Consider the following 18156-nt stretch of genomic DNA (forward strand, 5'->3'; position numbering starts at 1 on the left):
GAGAACGGCTTATGGCTAACATGAAGGACGTTAAGCGCCGTATAAAAAGCGTGGAAAGCACCATGCAGATAACCAAGGCTATGCAGCTGGTGGCGTCCTCGAAGATGAGGAAAGCCAAGGAGAGAGCCGAAGCGGTACACCCGTTCTTTGAGGGCGTTTTTCAGGTGATGGCGGATATCTCCCGCGACCACGAGTTCACCTCGGTGTTCACCAAGAAAAAGTTCAAGAATTCGGTGCTGCTTATAGTCATCGCGGGTGACAGAGGTCTTGCGGGCGGTTTCAACTCAAATGTGCTGAAGCTGGCAAAAGCCAAGGCTGATGCGATAACCGAAAGCGGCGGTGAAGCCATGATAATGGCTATCGGAAAAAAGGCTGTTGAATACTTTGAAAAGCGTGAATACAAGCTGATAGACGGCTTTCCCCAGATAGCAGAGGGTATCGAGCTTTTAGACGCTATGATGATAGCAAACAAGGTCATCGAGAAGTTCAAGCTTGGCGATTTCGATGCGGTAGAACTGGTATACACCACCTTTGTATCGGTAATGACACAGGAACCTCAGCATCTGAGGATACTGCCTGTGGAAAACCTGGAATACCTTGGCAAGAAGCATCCCATGACAATATACGACCCCTCTCCCGAAGAGGTTTTCGACAGCCTGATACCCGAATATATGGGCGGAATGCTTTATTCTGCGATAGTTGACAGCTTCGCTTCCGAGCAGGCTGCGAGAAGGACGGCTATGGAATCCGCAAGCGACAACGCAAGCGAGATGATCGACAAGCTGTCACTGCTGTACAACCGCGCAAGACAGGCACAGATAACACAGGAGATAACCGAGATAAGCTCGGCTAGCCTGAACGATAATTCGTGATTCACAATTCATGATCCATTGCCTGTATCATACAGATAATGGATAGGAAAGGAAGTCAGTAATGGAAAGCACTAACATAGGCAAGGTCGTGCAGATAGTCGGAGCGGTCGTTGACGTTCGCTTTGACAAAGAACATATGCCGAACCTTCTAAATGCGCTTGAGATAGACAATAACGGCACCAAGCTGGTGGTCGAGGTCGCACAGCATATCGGCGACGACGTTGTAAGATGTATCGCTATGTCCTCAACAGACGGTCTTGTAAGAGGCGTTGATGCTGTGGATACAGGCAGAGCTATATCCGTACCCGTAGGCAGAGAGACACTTTCGAGAATGTTCAATCTGCTGGGCGACCCTGTTGACAATCAGCCCGCCCCCGAAACAGCTGAGCGCTGGGAGATACACCGCGAGCCGCCCTCCTATGAGGAGCAGACTGCCGCAAACGAGATACTGGAAACAGGCATCAAGGTAATCGACCTTATCGCACCTTACCTCAAAGGCGGTAAGATAGGTCTGTTCGGCGGTGCAGGTGTCGGCAAGACGGTTCTTATTCAGGAACTTATAAACAACGTAGCCAATCAGCACGGCGGTATCTCCGTATTTACAGGCGTTGGCGAGCGTACCCGTGAGGGTAACGACCTTTACTGGGAAATGAAAGAGTCGGGCGTTATCGACAAGACCGTTCTCGTTTACGGTCAGATGAACGAACCACCCGGAGCAAGAATGAGAGTTGGTCTTTCGGGACTGACTATGGCAGAGTATTTCCGTGACGTTGAAGGTCAGGACGTACTGCTGTTCATCGATAATATATTCAGATTTACACAGGCAGGTTCTGAGGTTTCGGCACTGCTCGGACGTATGCCTTCAGCCGTTGGTTATCAGCCTACCCTGGCAACCGAGATGGGCGCTCTGCAGGAGCGTATAACTTCGACAAATAAGGGTTCTATCACTTCTGTACAGGCTGTATATGTACCTGCGGACGACCTTACAGACCCCGCACCTGCTACTACTTTCGCACATCTGGACGCTACTACAGTTCTCTCGAGAAACATAGCATCACTGGGTATCTTCCCCGCAGTTGACCCGCTGGAGTCAACATCGCGTATACTCACCCCTGAGATAGTTGGCAATGAGCACTATCAGGTGGCAAGACAGGTACAGTCGATACTCCAGAGATATGTTGAACTCCAGGATATCATCGCTATCATGGGTATGGACGAACTTTCCGATGAGGATAAGCTGACCGTATCCCGTGCAAGAAAGATACAGCGTTTCCTGTCACAGCCTTTCTTCGTTGCTGAACAGTTCACAGGCTATCAGGGCAAGTACGTTCCTCTGAAAGAGACTATACGCGGATTCAAGGAGATAATCGAGGGCAAGCATGATGACCTGCCCGAGAGCGCATTCCTGTTCGTAGGCTCTATCGATGAAGCTGTGGAAAAAGCTAAGAAGTCAGCAGAAGAAAACTAACGAAAGGCGGAAACTATGGCAGTTTTCAAATTGAGAGTACTGACCCCCGAGAAGATATTCTTTGAGGGCGATGCCGAACAGCTGGTGGCTAAGACCACTTCGGGCTACGTAGGCATAATGAGAGGTCATGCGCCTTATGTGGCAAGCATAGTGCCTTCCGAGCTGAAAATAAAAGCAGACGGAAATTTCCGCAGTGCTGCGATATCAGACGGCATAGTAAAGGTATCCGAGGACAGCTTTGTCACTGTGCTGACATCGGCGATAGAATGGTCGGACGAGATAGATGTAGCCCGTGCCGAGCGTTCAAAAGAAAGGGCTGAAAAACAGCTCAAAGCCGAGACTAGCCGAACCGAATTCGACCTTGCGGAAAGACAGCTGAAAAGAGCAGTCAACCGTATATCGGTGGCTGGAAAGAAATAAAAAACAAAATCGGGAGTGCAGCTGCATTCCCGATTTTGTTTGTCATTTGTTTGTATCAAGTTCGATCATGGTATGTTCGGTCTTATAAAGTCCGCCAAAGTAGCCATTTACGTCGTTATGTGAGGTGAAGAAAACTGAAGCCGATCTTACGGGTCTGTGTGAAGTATCATATGAAAGTGCGTAGATAACATCTTTGCGATCAGTAAGACTTCTGTCATAGATACATCTTCCATACTTGATTATCTTTTCCGGCGCGATGTTGAATCTCTCACACTTCCAGAGAAACAAATCCGCTATCCTGCCAGCAGCCACATCTCCTACATGATGCAAAAGTGCATCGGTATCATGCTGTTTTCCGTCAAAAAATACGCAGTAGTTCAAGGGGTGTTCCAGCATCATCTTTATATCATTATCACTGGGACGTGAATCAAATGTCAGCGTAGAAACACCTGAAAACAGCAGTTCTTCCAGCATATATGGATCCAGCCCGCCACTTACGGTGCGAACTCTGCCTGCAGTAAGGACAAGCCCCGCGGCATCTATCTGCCTGCAAGCCTTATCATCAGCCCCACCTATGGCAGATATTCTGCCGTCAGTTATGGCGATATCAGCTATATAAACACTATCCGCTCCTATAACGATAGCGTTTCGTATTACGAGATCAACATCGGACGTATCAAATTTTTTTCCCGATTCCGTCAGGTCTTTTTCTATGAAAACAGTCCTGCCCTTGCAAAGTGTCAGCGTATCATTAACGCGATACTTCATTTTATCACCTCAAAAAATGGGGACTTTGCAGTCCCCATTCGGATTATTCCTCAAACTCACTGACCAGCTGAGCTACAGTATTCTTAGCATCACCGTAGATCATAACAGTGTTGTCGTTGGTGAACAGAGGGTTCTCAACACCCGAGAAGCCTGTGCCCTTACCACGCTTGAGAACGAAAACAGTTCTTGCCTCGAATGCGTTGATGATGGGCATGCCGTAAAGAGGAGAGCTCTCGTCATTTATAGCGGAGGGGTTAACAACGTCGTTAGCACCGATAACGATGGCAACGTCAGTGTTGGACATCTGGGGATTCATCTCGTCAGCGGTCTTCAGCTGCTCGTAAGGTACGTTTGCCTCAGCAAGAAGTACGTTCATATGACCCGGCATACGTCCTGCAACGGGGTGGATAGCAAAGTTTACTTCTGCACCGTTTGCTTCAAGCTTGTCGCAGAGTTCCTTAACTGCGTGCTGTGCCTGTGCAACTGCCATACCGTAACCGGGAATGAATACTACACTGCTTGCAGCTTCAAGGATAAGATAAGCGTCCTCAACAGACATTGACTTGGGCTCTTTCTGCTCGCCTGCCGCTCCCTTCTTGGCAGCGCCGAAGCTGCTGAAAAGCAGTGCGTACAGAGTTCTGTTCATAGCCTTGCACATGATGAGGGTCAGGATAAGTCCGGATGTACCTACCAGACAACCGGAAACTACCAGCACACTGTTCGAGATGGACAGACCTGCGAATGCAGCTGCAAGTCCCGAGAAAGCGTTCAGCAGTGAGATGATAACAGGCATATCGCCGCCGCCGATTGCTACGACCATTGTGAAGCCCAGGATCAGGTAAGCTGCTGTTACGATGATGATACCGATTGTACCAACACTTGCATCAAGAACTTCTGCGATGCTCAGAGCGTAGATAACAACGCCCACAAGTCCGACTGCTGCCAGCAGACCGTTTATAGCGTTCTTGGCAGGGATAGTTACGTTCTTCTTGAACATCTTGCCGCTCAGCTTGCCCCATGCAACTATGGAGCCTGTGAATGCTATCGCACCTATAGCTACTGTAAGTCCCAGTGCGATGGAAGAGAATGTGTTTATATTCTCGTCGGTCATGTACTGTGTAAGTGCCACCAGTAAGCTTGAAAGACCGCCGAAGCCGTTGAACAGAGCTACCAGCTGAGGCATACCTGTCATTTCAACTTTCTTAGCCCATACAGCACCGATGATGCTTCCCAGTGCTATTGCCGCAACGCCCCAGATATAAGCGTTGCTTGCAGGTCCGTTTGTGAGCGTATCTGTTACCTGTTTCTCGAAAAGCACGGTAACTACTGCTATAAGCATACCTACAGAAGACATAAGGTTGCCCTTACGTGCTGTGTCTGCTTTACCCAGAAGCTTGATGCCTCTTATAAACAGTACAGAGGATACCATATAAAGCACTGTCGTGCAGACGGTGCGGATATTTTCAAAATTCACTTCTTATCCTCCCCTTTTTTCTTGAACATACCAAGCATTCTGTCTGTTACCAGATAGCCGCCGATAACGTTTATAGTTGCCAGAACTATCGCTGCGAATCCGCAGATATTGCTGAGCATACCATCTGTCTGAAGTGCAACTGCTGTAGCAGAAATCGCACCGACGATAGTGATGCCCGAGATAGCGTTTGTACCCGACATAAGTGGTGTATGCAGCTGCGAGGGGACTTTCGAGATAAGCTCTACGCCCAGAAATCCTGCGATAACGAACACGAATACCAGCAAAAGAATTTCGCCTGTCGCCATTTTACTTTACCTCCTGATCAATTTAAAGAAAACATTTTCCGATTCATTTGCTTTAAGACTTAGTTATTCTTGAAGCGCTCATGGATTATCTTTCCGCCCTGTGTGAGCAGGCAGCCGCGCATTATCTCGTCCTCGAGGTTAACTACGAGCTCCTTGCTCTCCTTATCATAGAAGTGAGTCAAGAACGCATAGAAGTTACCCGAGAGCATCTTTGATGCATCATAGGGTACCTGTCTTTCCAGCATATCGCCGCACATGATGGTAACGCCGTTTTCGGTAACAACATCTTCGAAGAGCTTTGAGCCTTCAACGTTACCGCCTGTTGAAACAGCCATATCCACAACCACAGCGCCCTTCTTCATGCGGTCAAGGACGTCCTTGCCGATAAGGCGGGGAGCCTTTCTTCCGAATACCTTAGCGGTAGTTATAACGATATCGCTTCTTTCGCATACCTTAGCCTGAGCTTCCTGCTGTTTAGCTATCTGCTCGGGGGTAAGTTCCTTAGCGTAGCCCTGATCGGTCTGTCCCATTTCACCCAGGTCTATCTTTACGAAAGATGCACCCAGGGATTTTACCTGTTCTTCAACAACGGGACGAGTATCGAAAGCGTCAACTCTAGCACCGAGACGCTTAGCTGTTGCGATTGCCTGAAGACCTGCAACGCCGACACCGATGATGAACACTCTTGCGGGCTGGATAGTACCTGAAGGTGTTACCATCATAGGCAGTATTTTAGGCAGTTTAGCAGCTGCGTTAACGACTGCTGTATAACCTGCAAGGGAGGTCTGTGAGGACTGTACGTCCATTTTCTGGGCGAGGGTAGTTCTGGGTATCATTTCCAGAGAAACTGCCTGTACGCCTGATTTTGCGAATTCGTTCAGGAGTTCCTTCTCATTGAAGGGATCGAGATAACTGAGGTGGAGAGCACCGGAGGGTACGCCCTGTATGCTTTCGGGCTTCATTATCCTCAGAATAATTTCGCTGCCCTCGTATCCTGCTTCGTTTGAGGATACAAGAACAGCGCCTGCTTTCTCATATGCCTCATCATTGAAGCCGCTTTTTTCTCCCGCTCCGCGGGTCACTTTTACTTCGTAGCCCATCGATATGAGCCGCTTGATGTCATCGGGGATCAGCGCTACACGCGTCTCTCTCGGGTCTGTCTCTCGGCAGACTAGTATTTTCTTCATCTAACTTCTCCTTTCAAAGAATGATATTTCCGTAAACAGCACTAGGCAGCATCGAAAAACGGTGCTGCCGTGCCATGATGAAGGTCAATCCCAACATTCAGTATTCATAGAATATTCGCCGCAGCTGAAATTCTCAGCTGCATTGGGTTCATACTGCGCGATAAGCATATCGGGGTGCTTGTCCTCGAAAGGTACTATCGGCAGAAAACCTATCCTTTCGGAAATATTCATGCTTTCAACTCCTGATTATACAATACCCTGTGCGTTCATTGCATCGAGAACCTTCTCGAAACCTGCAATGTTAGCGCCAACAACATAGTTGCCCTCGAAGCCGTACTTCTTAGCAGCATCGTCGATGTTGTGGAAGAGGTTTACCATGATGTTCTTCAGCTTAGCGTCAACCTCATCGAATGTCCAGCTCAGACGCTCGCTGTTCTGAGACATCTCAAGTGCGGAAGTAGCAACGCCGCCAGCGTTAGCTGCCTTACCGGGAACAAAGAGTACGCCGTTCTTCTGGAAGTACTTGGTAGCTTCCTCGGTAGTAGGCATATTTGCGCCCTCGCATACAGCTGTAACGCCATTCTCGACCAGTGTGAGAGCATCTTCGATATCCAGCTCGTTCTGAGTTGCGCAAGGCAGTGCAACGTCACACTTGATTCTCCAAACGCCCTTGCCCTCGTGATACTCGGAATTAGGACGATACTTCTTGTATTCGGTGAGTCTCTCACGCTTAACTTCCTTGATCTCCTTCAGAGCTGCTACATCGATACCATCGGGATCATATACCCAGCCTGTGGAATCAGAGCAGGTAACTACCTTAGCGCCCAGCTGCTGAGCCTTCTGGATAGCGTAGATAGCAACGTTACCAGCACCGGAAACTACTACTGTCTTGCCTGCAATATCCTGACCATGAGTCTTGAGGAGCTCCTCAGTCAGATAAAGCAGACCGTAACCTGTAGCCTCTGTTCTTGCCAGAGAACCGCCGTAGCTCAGACCTTTACCTGTCAGAACGCCATCGAACAGACCTCTGATCTTCTTGTACTGACCGAACATATAGCCGATCTCACGGGCACCTGTACCGATATCACCTGCGGGAACGTCTGTATCAGCGCCGATGTACTTGCAGAGCTCAGTCATGAAAGCCTGGCAGAATGCCATAACTTCTCTGTCGGACTTACCCTTGGGGTCGAAGTCGGAACCGCCCTTGCCGCCGCCGATAGGAAGACCTGTAAGGCTGTTCTTGAAGATCTGCTCAAAGCCCAGGAACTTGATGATACCCAGGTTTACAGAAGGGTGAAGTCTCAGGCCGCCCTTGTAAGGACCGATAGCAGAGTTGAACTGTACACGGTAGCCTGTGTTTACCTGTACGTTGCCCTTGTCGTCAACCCACGGAACTCTGAACTTGATCTGTCTCTCAGGGTTAACAAGTCTCTCCAGAAGACCATCTCTTCTGAACTTCTCCTCGTTAGCATCCACAACTACCTTAATGGACTCCAGCACCTCTCTTACAGCCTGATGGAACTCGGGCTCTGCAGGGTTCTGCTTGATGACCTGCTCAATTATTTCTTCTACATACGATGACATTGCGCTAATACCTCCTGATGATATTTTTACATAAAAATAAAAAGCAATGACGAATAAACCGCCCTAAAAGAGCAGTCGATCGGCGCCATTGCCTTAACTGTCTTTTAGTGTACAGTATTTGAGGTAAAAAGTCAATTTATCATATCCTATAAAAATCAGACTTTTGCCATCAATATCCCGATAGTTATCACAGCGCCCATATCCGCTATATACGAAAACAAAGGGTAGATCACAGGATCCGCCCTTGTTTCCGTTTATTTAAGATAAGATGGGAATTGAGCCATGTTAAATATCGGCTTTGATACCGACTGAGCAGATATCCGCAATTTTAACTATACCATATATTTCCGATATCTGATACCATAAAAATCATACATATCACAACATAAAGCCGACCTGAGATATCATCTTTTCAGTTCAGAGGGCGTTTTTCCCGTAAGCTTCTTGAACACGGTGGTAAAGTAATCCACCGATGAAAAGCCCAGCATCGAGCTTACCTCATACACCTTATACCTGCCCGAAAGCAGAAGCTTTTCAGCGTACTTTATACGGAATTTCTTATAGAAATCCCCGAAAGTCATGCCCATTTTCTGCTTGAAAAGCCTGCCGAAATAGTCCTTATTGAATCCGAAATGATCTGCGGCATTCTCGGTAGTAACAGTTGTCTTCTCCGAAAGCAGAAGGAACTCTCTTATCCTCTCTGAGAATTTCGCGTCCTTTGATGAATACTCCGCCATAAACTCTTCCACGGTAAGGTCATACTCTCCTGTTACAAAACTGTCGCCTATGCGCTCGGATACTCTCGCCAGGGCTTCACCCAGCCTTATCTCGCTCACAGGTTCGGTGATATAGTCGATAACACCCAGAAGAAAGCATTTACGCATATTCTCCGAGTCATCGAAAGGGCTGACCGCCAGACAGAATGTGCCGGGAGACACCGTCTTCACAGTGCTTATTACAGATTCTGCTGAAATAGCGGGCAAACGGTTGAAGCAAACGAGCAGATCGATATTGTTTTTAAGACACATCTCGGGCGCATTCTCGCTGTCAGAGGTCTTGCTGAATATCTCAAAGCCGTTTTCCTGCCATACAGGCATTTTTTTTAGCCTGTCGAATGTTCCCAGATTGTTGTCTACTATCAGTACCTTGTAAAGTCTACCCATATTTTTCCACCTCCCGCTAAAAAATAAAGACGCTGTAATCCTACATCACAGCGCCTTTGCTTGTCCTATAATATACCACAATAAAACGATATTTGTCAATGACTTCCGTACCAAGTTGTCTGAAACTTCAAGTGCTTTATCGGAATATTCGTGGATAGCAGACCTATGCCGCAAATTTACACAGCATATCCTCTGCCCATAATTTGGCAAAAAAAAAGCAGAAAGCCCCTTATACAAGGACTTTCTGCACCTTTGCATACATTTTAAGTTTTGCACCTTAATTATAACATACCGTCGTTTAGTAAAATACCCTACAATTCCGACTTTTTACATTACTTTTACGATATGTTGATCTATGTCAACTATCAAATTGCTTTAATAAACGTTGCCGATCTTCTCAGGGTGTCAATCTATACCATATATGCTGAATGTAACACTGAGCTTATCAGAAAAATAGAAATTGTTTACATTTATCGCCACGTCACCTGCATCACCGTACAAAAGGTTAGCTATCTCGATCCGATAGCAATTATCCTCTTCATCCAGATTTCCGTAACGTACCTTGTTCGGATCGAACCACAGCTCTTCATCATCGACCTTGATGCTTTTTACCTCCACCTTTATCTCATCGCCCCTGTACTTACCCTTTACACGTTTATTGATATTGGGGTTCTGACCTTCTTCAAGGAAACCTTCCAGATTGCTTCCGTCAGCCGCAAGAGTACCGTCCAGCAGACCTGTGATATCAACACACATTATAGAACAGCCATTAGCCCAGGGCAGATAACTGCCTTTTGAACCATCAGTAGAATATATAAGCGAAGGATTCTTGCCCATGTCGTCTACGGAAGTTATACTATCCCTCGTTATGCTCACAGTGTAAACACCATTGCCGGTAACATCGGCATCTACGCCGTACGAAGCTGCTCCGGGGTGCCCCTGACCGTTCCAGTTGCCCCAGTTCATACTCCCGTCAGCAAAGATCAGGTATGCATCATACCCATTGAATCTCTCATCAGCGGAATCAGGATCGGAGGGCAGCTTTTTCTTGCCCTTTACAAATGCCGCGATGCGAGTAATATCGGTAATATTCACACTGCCATCGAAATTAACGTCCGCATTTTTCAGGCTGTCACCCGTGAGGATTTTTTTACCTTTCACATGAGCGGCGATTTTGGCCACATCCGTAACATTTACCACACCGTCCCCGTTTACATCTCCCCTGACGTTTGAAACTTTATCCGCCATAACAGATGTTATTGTACACGCTGCCGCAGCACCTGCGCATATCAGCGAAACTGCGCTTCTGATAAATTTGTTCATGGATAAGACCTCCAGTAATAGAAACGATTTAATCCATTATACACCTATATGTCGATATTGTCAACCTGATATCAGCCCTTTCCTGCTGTTGTCAGGTCTATCTCATTATCCATCATATCCTTGCCTTTTCCTGTAAAACGGTCGATATAATACCAGTTAACCGTAGCTGTGTGATTGCCCTCGATATCAAAAAGGTGTATGACTATATCATTACCCGTTTCAGGCTTGAGTATATCGCAGAATTCGGGAATATACCCTGTATCGTTGTGCTGCCTGTAGTATTCCCGCGCCATATCTTCAAGCTCTTCATTATTATAGAATGTGAACTCGTCAAAAGTGATATTGCCCATGTACACAAGTTCCTCGGTATGTCCATCATTATCAAAGGTGAGCACAGCACCGTCACCGCGTTCCTCGGCTTTTGCGCGGGTATTTTCGGAAACTCCTTCTGCGTAGCCTGCAAAGCTGAACACTGCACAGCCATCCTCCATAGAATATGTGAATCCTTCTTTGAAGCCGTCTGCCTGATACGCTCTCATTCCTGTACCGTCTGTGGAGAATTCATAGTATCTGTCGCCGCTGTCACAGAAAGACCACCATATTCCCGGAGCAAATCCAACCTCCAAACCGAAGTGGTTCTCATCGGGACCTCTGCCGTCATCGTCAAGTCCTCCGCTAAACAGACCAACCTTGCCGTCAGCTTTGCTCTCCTCGGAAGTATCCGATTTACTTTCGGTAACTTCGCTGCTTTCTTCCGCAAGACTGCTTTCCGATATAACTTCACTGCTGTCGGCTGTGACTTCGGAAGCTTCCTCTTCCGCGCTGTCCTCGGTATCAGTTGCAGACTGATTCTTTACGTCTCCGGAAGCAGAATTACTGTCCGCAGGGCGCTCTGTCATCGAACCGCACCCTGCTAGGATAAGTGCCGCTGTGACCGCAAATAAATATGTTAATTTCATACAATACATCTCCTATCTTTTTGTGAATAATTTAATATACAATAATTATAACCGATATCCGAAAATTTGACTATACCCAAAAGGATATCTTATATGTAGAAATTAACGCATCGATTTTGGAAGTGTCGCACAAATTTCCCGAAAAACCGCCTTTTAAAGCATATTCACAAAAGACGGATATCCGCTTTGGATATAAGAAAAATGATGTTTACCCGACGGTGTGAAATTAATATTTATTTTGCAAATTTTCTGTTGACAAATCAATGAAAATCGTGTATCATTATATGATATTATAAGTAAATATTTTAGATCGAATTACAATGTGGGAGGTAATGTTATGCTCGATACTAACGCAAACAGCAAGTTCGGAAAAGAAGGTCTCACCTTCGACGATGTTCTCCTTATCCCCGGAGAGAGCGATTGTACACCTGACATGGTGGACTTACACACCCATCTTACCAAGGACATCGTCCTTAACACACCTATCATGACCTCTGCTATGGACACTGTAACAGAGTCCAAGATGGCTATAGCTATCGCCCGTGAAGGCGGCATAGGCATAATCCACAAGAATATGACCATCGCTCAGCAGGCAGAAGAAGTTGACAAGGTAAAGCGTTCCGAGAACGGCGTTATCGTTAATCCTTTCTCCCTGACAGCTGACAGGACCGTTGAAGAAGCAGATGTGCTCATGGGCAAGTACAAGATATCTGGTGTTCCGATAGTTGATGAGAACGGCAAGCTGGAGGGTATACTCACAAACCGTGATCTGCGATTCATCACTGATTTTTCCATAAAGATCGGCAAGGTCATGACAAGAGAGAACCTTGTTACCGCTCCTGTTGATACAGACCTCGACGGTGCAAAGAAGATACTCATGCAGCATAAGATCGAAAAGCTGCCTCTCGTTGACAACGAGGGTCACCTCAAGGGTCTTATCACTATAAAGGATATCGAAAAAGCTGTACAGTATCCTAATTCTGCAAGAGATGCAAAGGGCAGACTGCTCTGCGGCGCTACTGTCGGCATGACACAGGATATTCTCGAAAGAGCAGGTGCTCTTATCGATGCACAGGTAGATATACTTGCACTGGATTCCGCTCACGGTCATTCCAAGAACGTTATCGAATGCCTGAAGAAGCTGAAAGCTAACTTCCCGAACATTCCCGTTATCGCAGGCAACGTTGCTACCGCAGAAGCTGCAAAGGCTCTGTGTGAAGCAGGCGCTGACGCTATCAAGGTCGGCATAGGTCCCGGATCTATCTGTACAACAAGAGTTGTAGCAGGTATCGGCGTTCCCCAGATAACTGCTGTATATGATGCTGCTTGTGCAGCTGCCGAGTATGGTATCCCCGTTATCGCTGACGGCGGTATCAAGTATTCAGGCGATATCGTAAAGGCACTGGCTGCAGGTGCAAGCGTTGTAATGCTTGGCTCACTGCTGGCAGGCTGCGATGAAGCTCCCGGTGAGACCGAGATCTATCAGGGCAGACAGTTCAAGGTATACAGAGGCATGGGCTCCATGGCTGCTATGGCTAAGGGTTCCAAGGACAGATATTTCCAGACCAACTCCAAGAAGCTGGTTCCCGAGGGCGTTGAGGGTCGTGTTGCTTACAAGGGTCCCGTTTCCGATACCATCTTCCAGCTGGTAGGCGGTATCAGAGCAGGTATGGGCTACTGTGGCTGTCACACTGTTCCAGAACTCGGCGAAAAGGCTAAGTTCATCCGTATAACAGGTGCAGGTCTGAAGGAGAGCCATCCTCACGATATCTACATCACCAAGGAAGCTCCCAACTACTCTGCAACCTCAGGTATGTAATTCAAACAAATACACAAGGCAGGGCGATCGTCCCTGCCTTATTTTTGTTACAATAGGCAATATCACCAAGAACGGAGCGTTTATTTTTCCTTGACATATATCGAAAAATAGAGTAAAATATTATACATACGTTAACAACTTGTTAGTTGTTTGAGAAGAGGTGTCTTCTGTGGAAAACAAAGCGCTTTATGTACTTGCGGGATATGACAGCCAAACGGAAGAGTATCTTTCAGGTATACAGGAAAAACTCTATGCACAGGGATTTTCGGGAGTGCATACAAAGGGTATACCTATGCATATGACGCTAGGGTCTTTCCCGACAGATATGGAGGAAAAACTAAAGAAGCTTGTTACATCCACAGCTGAAAGCACTGCACCTTTTGATGTGACTTTCAACCATGTCGGTATATTCGACGGAGCAAATGTGCTGTTTGCCGCGCCCGATGTAAACCATGATGTGCTTGCCCTTAAAGAAAAATTCGGTGACAGCAAAAACTGGACAGCACACACAACTTTTCTGATAGATTCACCCGAGGTAATATACAAGGCGCTCCCCGCTGTTATGCAGGAGTTTAAAGCGTTCGGCGGCAAGGTCATTTCGCTTCATATGTATGAGTTTTTCCCGACAAGGCATATACTTACAGTCGGGCTGAAAGCAATAAGAGGTGGACAAGATTGAAAAAAACAAGTATTGCGCCTATAATCATAGCATTTATCATAACAGGACTGATAATCTTGCTTATCGTGTTTTATCCGCAGTATGCAAAAAGTACGGTATTAAAACCACTTATTAAACTTATAATACATATACTTGACTGATATGATGATTGAAACTAAAAGACTTATACTCAGAGAATATACCCCCGATGACTTCGATGCGCTTTATGAGATACTCTCAGATGAGGAAACTATGACGCACTATCCCAAGCCTTTTGACGAAGACAGGGTCAGGGGCTGGATAGAGTGGAATATCAAGAACTATGCAAAGTACGGTTTCGGTCTGTGGGCGCTGATACTTAAAGAAACAGGCGAGTTCATCGGTGACTGCGGTATTACTCTACAGAATATCGACGGCGAAGAACTTCCAGAGATAGGCTACCATGTGCATAAAAAGTACTGGCGCAGAGGTCTTGGCAAAGAAGCTGCGCAGGCTGTCCGCGACTGGGCTTTTACAAACACCACATATAATACCCTTTATTCTTATATGAAATATACAAATGTTCCGTCATATAAGACTGCCATAGCAAACGGCATGAAAAAGATCAAGGAATACCCCGATGAAAAAAACAAGATATCCTACGCCTGCGCTATAACACGCAGTGAATGGGAAAAGCTGAAAGGAATTACAACATGACTAAAACAAAAGCTATCGTCAAAAAATGGGTGATCTGCACTCTGATCTTTCTGGCGATAATAATACCCACTGCGGTATTTTCGGATAAAATAGGCAAACCTTTGACGATCATACTTGTGATCGTATCCTTTATCGTTCTATTCTTTGCCTCCATACCGTCCTTCAGTCACAGCGACCGTCAGGAGATACGCGAGGAATATGAGGAAGCACAGCGTTTTGAGGAATACAAAAGGCGCGAAGAATGGAAAAACAAGACCCTGTAAATGACCCTGATATTTCACAAGAACTATATACAAACTTGACATTTACTAAGGAGGAAGCTTATGCTGCCTTTCATACAGACCGCTTACCTGTTTGCCCTTGGCAGCATGATAGGCTGGGTGCTGGAATTTTTCTACCGAAAATTTTTCGACCCCGTTAACGTTGAGCGAAAATGGCTCAATCCGGGATTTCTGACGGGACCTTATCTCCCGCTTTATGGATTTGCACTGCTGCTTTTGTTCTGGCTGCGGCAAATAGAACAGTTTATACCTATAGACGATAACTACACAAGGAAGGCTGTGCTGTTCGTCATCATGGCAGCCTGTATAACCGCCCTGGAATACTTCACGGGACTGATATTCATTGTCAAGCTGAAGATAATGCTTTGGGATTATACGCAGTTCTGGGGCAATATAAAAGGCATAATCTGCCCGATGTACAGCTTTTTCTGGCTGCTGCTGAGTCTGGGCTACTGCTTATTCCTCGACCCGCCCATAACCCGCACGGTGGATATGCTGATAAATAACCTGCAATTCACTTTCTTCGTCGGTCTTTATTACGGCGTGTTCCTCATCGATCTGGCTATATCGCTGAATAACATGGTGAACATCGCAGAATTTGCGCGTGAACATAATATCATCGTCAAGATAGACGAACTTCGTGCACAGATAGTATCCTTCCGTGAAAAAACCTTGGGAAGAGCTCATTTCTTCGTTCCCCTGAGATTTTCCGATACACTTCATAACAGCCTTGAAAGGTACAGGGAATTCCGCGAGAAACTCAGTGTTGGAAATATCCGCGAGAATATAAAAGGCAATATCCGCGAAAACATCGACAAGATAAAGCGAAAATAATAACACATAAAAATCACCCCTGAGTGTCGTAAAACACTCAGGGGTGTTGTATTATTCACTGATAAGTCATTCAGGATCTATACATAAAAACTACTTTATCAGCTGTGTCGTCAGTATGTAAGCCGCAACGCGCATCACCGCTGCAAAAAGCATAGCTGCTGCGCCTGCACCTGTGACTAGCTGATTTACCCAGAAAACGTCGCCTGCCGAAACAGGATGAAGTGCATCGCCTATGCGCTGACGTCTTGTAAGCACACCGTTCCTGACTTCATCGCCGCCAAGCTGTATATCCAGCGCACCTGCGGCAACCGCCATAGTACAGCCCGAATTGGGGCTGGCAGAACGCTTTTTATCTCTGAGATATATCTCTTGAGCATTTTTCTTGTCCAATCTGAGGAAAGCTGCGTCCCAGCGCATAAAAGCTGCTGCAAGCCTTGCGGGTATGAACATTACTATATCATCAAGCTTTGCTGCCACACGTCCGAAGTGCAGATGTTCCTTGTCCCTGAATCCCACAGTGTTGTCCATTATGTTTACTACACGACAGAACACCGCGCCCGGTCCGCCGAAAAGGCACGCCCAGAACATGGGACCTACCAGCATATCCACCGCATTTTCCGAAGCCGTTTCAACTGCACATTTAGCACATTCCGAAGCGTCCATACCTGCGATATCACGGTCGGTGATATTTCTGAGATGTCTGCGGGCACCATCGGCATTGTTGGTCCTCAGTGCACGGAAAACGCCCATCAGCCCACGTCTCATTGCTTTGCCCGAGATAGACATCCAGCAAAGCAGACCCTCTGCTATGATACCTACTATCACATTCAGCTTATAGCAAAGCAGAAGGAATGCCAGACTTGTGCCCATGCATATCAGCAGTGTCATGACTACCAGCATTATCCCCGCCATATTCTGTGCATCGGGTGAATCCAGATACGCATTTTTAAGTATTACCTCCAGCTTTTTCACCATGCGCCTGACAAGCTCGGCAGGATAAAAACTGTTATTGGGGTCTCCCAGTATCATGTCCAGTGAAAACCCAAGCGCAAGCGCACACAATGAATTCATTATCATCATAAACTTTTTTCTCCCATAATATGCCGTCTTTTTACCGACAGCAAAAGCTAAGTTTTGTCATATATAAATATTATAACATAAAACACTGCAATTGTAAAGCCCCGAAGCTTTTTGAGCACGGAAATCAATTTTCAAAAATCACCCTCGAAATCATCAGCGGCTCCATAAGACATTCAAACATAAGTTTGGATATGGCGGCTTTAGAATTGTTCCGATTTTTAAAGTTCTTGATTAAATTTATCGCAGCTTTTCTGAACATATTCAGGCATTGCTGAACGTCTTTGTTTTCGACTCTGCACCAATCTTCTTCAAAATGAACATCAAGCAGCCAGTGCATTGACTCAACTGACCATTCCATTCTTGCATGATGAAGGAGCTGTTCCGCTGTCATTTCGCGGCTTGAAAGGTAATAGTGCCATTCGCTCGAAGTGCCTTTTTTCGTTGCAAATTCAGTATGAATGGCTCCTATGCACTTCAGATTTTTCCACTCTTTTTTCTGTTCCAGCCAGTTGATATCTGTTGTTACATACGCTGTCCTTGTTTCAACTCTGCCACGGTTTTTCTCCGTTCTTGAAACTGTTTGCATAGTGTCTCTGAGAGAACTGTCCTGCACATAATCCTCGATATCTTTCTTCAAATTTGGGTGATTATCCTTAACGCAAAGCAGATAATCTGCCTTTTGTTTTACGATAATCTCAGCAGTTTCTTTCTGACAGTTCAGTGCATCCGCAACAACTATATTACCCTTTATTTTCAGTTCTTTCAGAAGCTCCTGCACCGCAGGTATCTCGTTGCTTTTATCGTCCGTGCTGCGTTGTGCCAGGGTCAATCCAAGTTCGCATACCTGTGCGCTGATGATGTGCAGAGGACTTTCGATCTTACTCATTTTAAGTGTCGAACAAACAGTTTTCCCGTCAAGAGAGATCGTCATACTTTTGGACTTTTCGGGCATAAATGAATAGACCCAATCCGCAAAACAGCGGTTGAGCGATTCGGGCTTGACATATTTCAGCAGGCTCAATATCCAATAATAGCAAGGGACATGATCGATTCCGAATTTCTCCTTTAAGAATTCGCTTACTCTGTCATTTGTCGCCCATTGATGAATCTGATGAATGTTTCTAAGTCCACAGATACTTCCAAGAATTGCTATTGTAATGATATCGGGGATACTGCAAAAATAGCCGTCATATTCCTCATATAATTCAATATCTTCAAAATACTCGGTTATTCCATTATTCATGCCTATATTATATCATTTTCCA

General features: G+C 46.1%; 19 protein-coding genes. 8 read left to right on the forward strand and 11 right to left on the reverse strand.

Features of this window, described 5'->3' with window-relative positions:
- Positions 1–11 precede the first annotated feature (11 nt).
- From atpG to atpC, 3 genes are all read left to right on the forward strand, one after another.
- Complete coding sequence (gene atpG / locus N773_RS0111065; RefSeq protein WP_024857853.1) at positions 12–872, forward strand: ATP synthase F1 subunit gamma; 861 nt, start codon at positions 12–14, stop codon at positions 870–872.
- 61 nt (positions 873–933) lie between these two features.
- On the forward strand, positions 934–2340 hold the full coding sequence (gene atpD, locus N773_RS0111070) for a F0F1 ATP synthase subunit beta (RefSeq protein ID WP_024857854.1): 1407 nt from the start codon (positions 934–936) through the stop codon (positions 2338–2340).
- Between the two features lie 15 nt (positions 2341–2355).
- Positions 2356–2760, forward strand: a complete 405-nt coding sequence (atpC, locus tag N773_RS0111075; RefSeq protein WP_024857855.1) for an ATP synthase F1 subunit epsilon — start codon at positions 2356–2358, stop codon at positions 2758–2760.
- A gap of 42 nt (positions 2761–2802) precedes the next feature.
- On the opposite strand, the gene N773_RS0111080 is transcribed toward atpC, so the two are convergent.
- The 9 genes from N773_RS0111080 to N773_RS0111120 all read right to left on the reverse strand — a co-directional run bounded on the left by N773_RS0111080 (position 2803) and on the right by N773_RS0111120 (position 11523).
- Complete coding sequence (locus tag N773_RS0111080; RefSeq protein ID WP_024857856.1) at positions 2803–3528, reverse strand: hypothetical protein; 726 nt, start codon at positions 3526–3528, stop codon at positions 2803–2805.
- Positions 3529–3571: 43 nt separating this feature from the next.
- Positions 3572–5002 (reverse strand): NAD(P)(+) transhydrogenase (Re/Si-specific) subunit beta, encoded by a 1431-nt coding sequence (locus N773_RS0111085; protein WP_024855975.1) that lies wholly within the window; start codon positions 5000–5002, stop codon positions 3572–3574.
- Positions 4999–5307, reverse strand: a complete 309-nt coding sequence (locus N773_RS0111090) for an NAD(P) transhydrogenase subunit alpha (RefSeq protein WP_024855976.1) — start codon at positions 5305–5307, stop codon at positions 4999–5001. The genes N773_RS0111085 and N773_RS0111090 overlap by 4 nt, the downstream gene beginning before the upstream one ends.
- A gap of 59 nt (positions 5308–5366) precedes the next feature.
- Positions 5367–6494 (reverse strand): NAD(P) transhydrogenase subunit alpha, encoded by a 1128-nt coding sequence (locus N773_RS0111095; RefSeq protein WP_024857857.1) that lies wholly within the window; start codon positions 6492–6494, stop codon positions 5367–5369.
- 84 nt (positions 6495–6578) lie between these two features.
- Positions 6579–6725 carry a hypothetical protein gene (locus N773_RS22625; RefSeq protein WP_196231634.1) on the reverse strand — a complete coding sequence of 49 codons (147 nt, stop codon included), beginning with the start codon at positions 6723–6725 and terminating at the stop codon, positions 6579–6581.
- A 15-nt stretch (positions 6726–6740) separates the two neighbouring features.
- Positions 6741–8078 carry an NADP-specific glutamate dehydrogenase gene (gene gdhA, locus N773_RS0111105; RefSeq protein ID WP_024857858.1) on the reverse strand — a complete coding sequence of 446 codons (1338 nt, stop codon included), beginning with the start codon at positions 8076–8078 and terminating at the stop codon, positions 6741–6743.
- Positions 8079–8482: 404 nt separating this feature from the next.
- Positions 8483–9241 (reverse strand): helix-turn-helix domain-containing protein, encoded by a 759-nt coding sequence (locus tag N773_RS0111110; protein WP_024857859.1) that lies wholly within the window; start codon positions 9239–9241, stop codon positions 8483–8485.
- A 405-nt stretch (positions 9242–9646) separates the two neighbouring features.
- Entirely contained in the window at positions 9647–10564 is a 918-nt protein-coding gene (locus N773_RS0111115; RefSeq protein ID WP_024857860.1) for a dockerin type I domain-containing protein, read from the reverse strand.
- 71 nt (positions 10565–10635) lie between these two features.
- Entirely contained in the window at positions 10636–11523 is an 888-nt protein-coding gene (locus N773_RS0111120) for a hypothetical protein (protein ID WP_024857861.1), read from the reverse strand.
- A gap of 337 nt (positions 11524–11860) precedes the next feature.
- Here N773_RS0111120 and guaB point away from each other — a divergent pair, with 337 nt between their 5' ends.
- The 5 genes from guaB (at position 11861) to N773_RS0111150 (ending at position 15811) form a co-directional block, all read left to right on the forward strand.
- Positions 11861–13342: an IMP dehydrogenase gene (gene guaB, locus N773_RS0111125; RefSeq protein WP_024857862.1), complete on the forward strand. Its 1482-nt coding sequence runs from the start codon at positions 11861–11863 to the stop codon at positions 13340–13342.
- A 169-nt stretch (positions 13343–13511) separates the two neighbouring features.
- A complete protein-coding gene (locus N773_RS0111130) occupies positions 13512–14021 on the forward strand; it encodes a 2'-5' RNA ligase family protein (protein WP_024857863.1) in 510 nt (169 codons plus the stop codon).
- A 141-nt stretch (positions 14022–14162) separates the two neighbouring features.
- Positions 14163–14696 (forward strand): GNAT family N-acetyltransferase, encoded by a 534-nt coding sequence (locus tag N773_RS0111140; protein WP_024857864.1) that lies wholly within the window; start codon positions 14163–14165, stop codon positions 14694–14696.
- A complete protein-coding gene (locus N773_RS0111145) occupies positions 14693–14959 on the forward strand; it encodes a hypothetical protein (RefSeq protein WP_024857865.1) in 267 nt (88 codons plus the stop codon). The genes N773_RS0111140 and N773_RS0111145 overlap by 4 nt, the downstream gene beginning before the upstream one ends.
- A 60-nt stretch (positions 14960–15019) precedes the next feature.
- Positions 15020–15811, forward strand: coding sequence for a putative ABC transporter permease (locus N773_RS0111150; protein WP_024857866.1), 792 nt, complete (start codon positions 15020–15022; stop codon positions 15809–15811).
- 90 nt (positions 15812–15901) lie between these two features.
- Here the strand turns inward: N773_RS0111150 and cbiB are convergent, their stop codons facing one another.
- On the reverse strand, positions 15902–16891 hold the full coding sequence (cbiB, locus tag N773_RS0111155) for an adenosylcobinamide-phosphate synthase CbiB (protein ID WP_024857867.1): 990 nt from the start codon (positions 16889–16891) through the stop codon (positions 15902–15904).
- A gap of 124 nt (positions 16892–17015) precedes the next feature.
- Entirely contained in the window at positions 17016–18134 is a 1119-nt protein-coding gene (locus N773_RS21865) for an ISAs1 family transposase (RefSeq protein ID WP_024856640.1), read from the reverse strand.
- Positions 18135–18156: the final 22 nt, after the last annotated feature.

The organism is Ruminococcus albus AD2013, assembly GCF_000526775.1.
Classification (GTDB): Bacteria; Bacillota; Clostridia; order Oscillospirales; family Ruminococcaceae; genus Hominimerdicola; species Hominimerdicola alba_A.

Coding starts and splice junctions, on each gene's coding strand:
- atpG (WP_024857853.1), top strand. CDS start 12: ATGGCTAACATGAAGGACGTTAAGCGCCGTATAAAAAGCGTGGAAAGC.
- atpD (WP_024857854.1), top strand. CDS start 934: ATGGAAAGCACTAACATAGGCAAGGTCGTGCAGATAGTCGGAGCGGTC.
- atpC (WP_024857855.1), top strand. CDS start 2,356: ATGGCAGTTTTCAAATTGAGAGTACTGACCCCCGAGAAGATATTCTTT.
- N773_RS0111080 (WP_024857856.1), bottom strand. CDS start 3,528: ATGAAGTATCGCGTTAATGATACGCTGACACTTTGCAAGGGCAGGACT.
- N773_RS0111090 (WP_024855976.1), bottom strand. CDS start 5,307: ATGGCGACAGGCGAAATTCTTTTGCTGGTATTCGTGTTCGTTATCGCA.
- N773_RS0111095 (WP_024857857.1), bottom strand. CDS start 6,494: ATGAAGAAAATACTAGTCTGCCGAGAGACAGACCCGAGAGAGACGCGT.
- N773_RS22625 (WP_196231634.1), bottom strand. CDS start 6,725: ATGAATATTTCCGAAAGGATAGGTTTTCTGCCGATAGTACCTTTCGAG.
- gdhA (WP_024857858.1), bottom strand. CDS start 8,078: ATGTCATCGTATGTAGAAGAAATAATTGAGCAGGTCATCAAGCAGAAC.
- N773_RS0111110 (WP_024857859.1), bottom strand. CDS start 9,241: ATGGGTAGACTTTACAAGGTACTGATAGTAGACAACAATCTGGGAACA.
- N773_RS0111115 (WP_024857860.1), bottom strand. CDS start 10,564: ATGAACAAATTTATCAGAAGCGCAGTTTCGCTGATATGCGCAGGTGCT.
- N773_RS0111120 (WP_024857861.1), bottom strand. CDS start 11,523: ATGAAATTAACATATTTATTTGCGGTCACAGCGGCACTTATCCTAGCA.
- guaB (WP_024857862.1), top strand. CDS start 11,861: ATGCTCGATACTAACGCAAACAGCAAGTTCGGAAAAGAAGGTCTCACC.
- N773_RS0111140 (WP_024857864.1), top strand. CDS start 14,163: ATGATGATTGAAACTAAAAGACTTATACTCAGAGAATATACCCCCGAT.
- N773_RS0111145 (WP_024857865.1), top strand. CDS start 14,693: ATGACTAAAACAAAAGCTATCGTCAAAAAATGGGTGATCTGCACTCTG.
- N773_RS0111150 (WP_024857866.1), top strand. CDS start 15,020: ATGCTGCCTTTCATACAGACCGCTTACCTGTTTGCCCTTGGCAGCATG.
- cbiB (WP_024857867.1), bottom strand. CDS start 16,891: ATGATGATAATGAATTCATTGTGTGCGCTTGCGCTTGGGTTTTCACTG.
- N773_RS21865 (WP_024856640.1), bottom strand. CDS start 18,134: ATGAATAATGGAATAACCGAGTATTTTGAAGATATTGAATTATATGAG.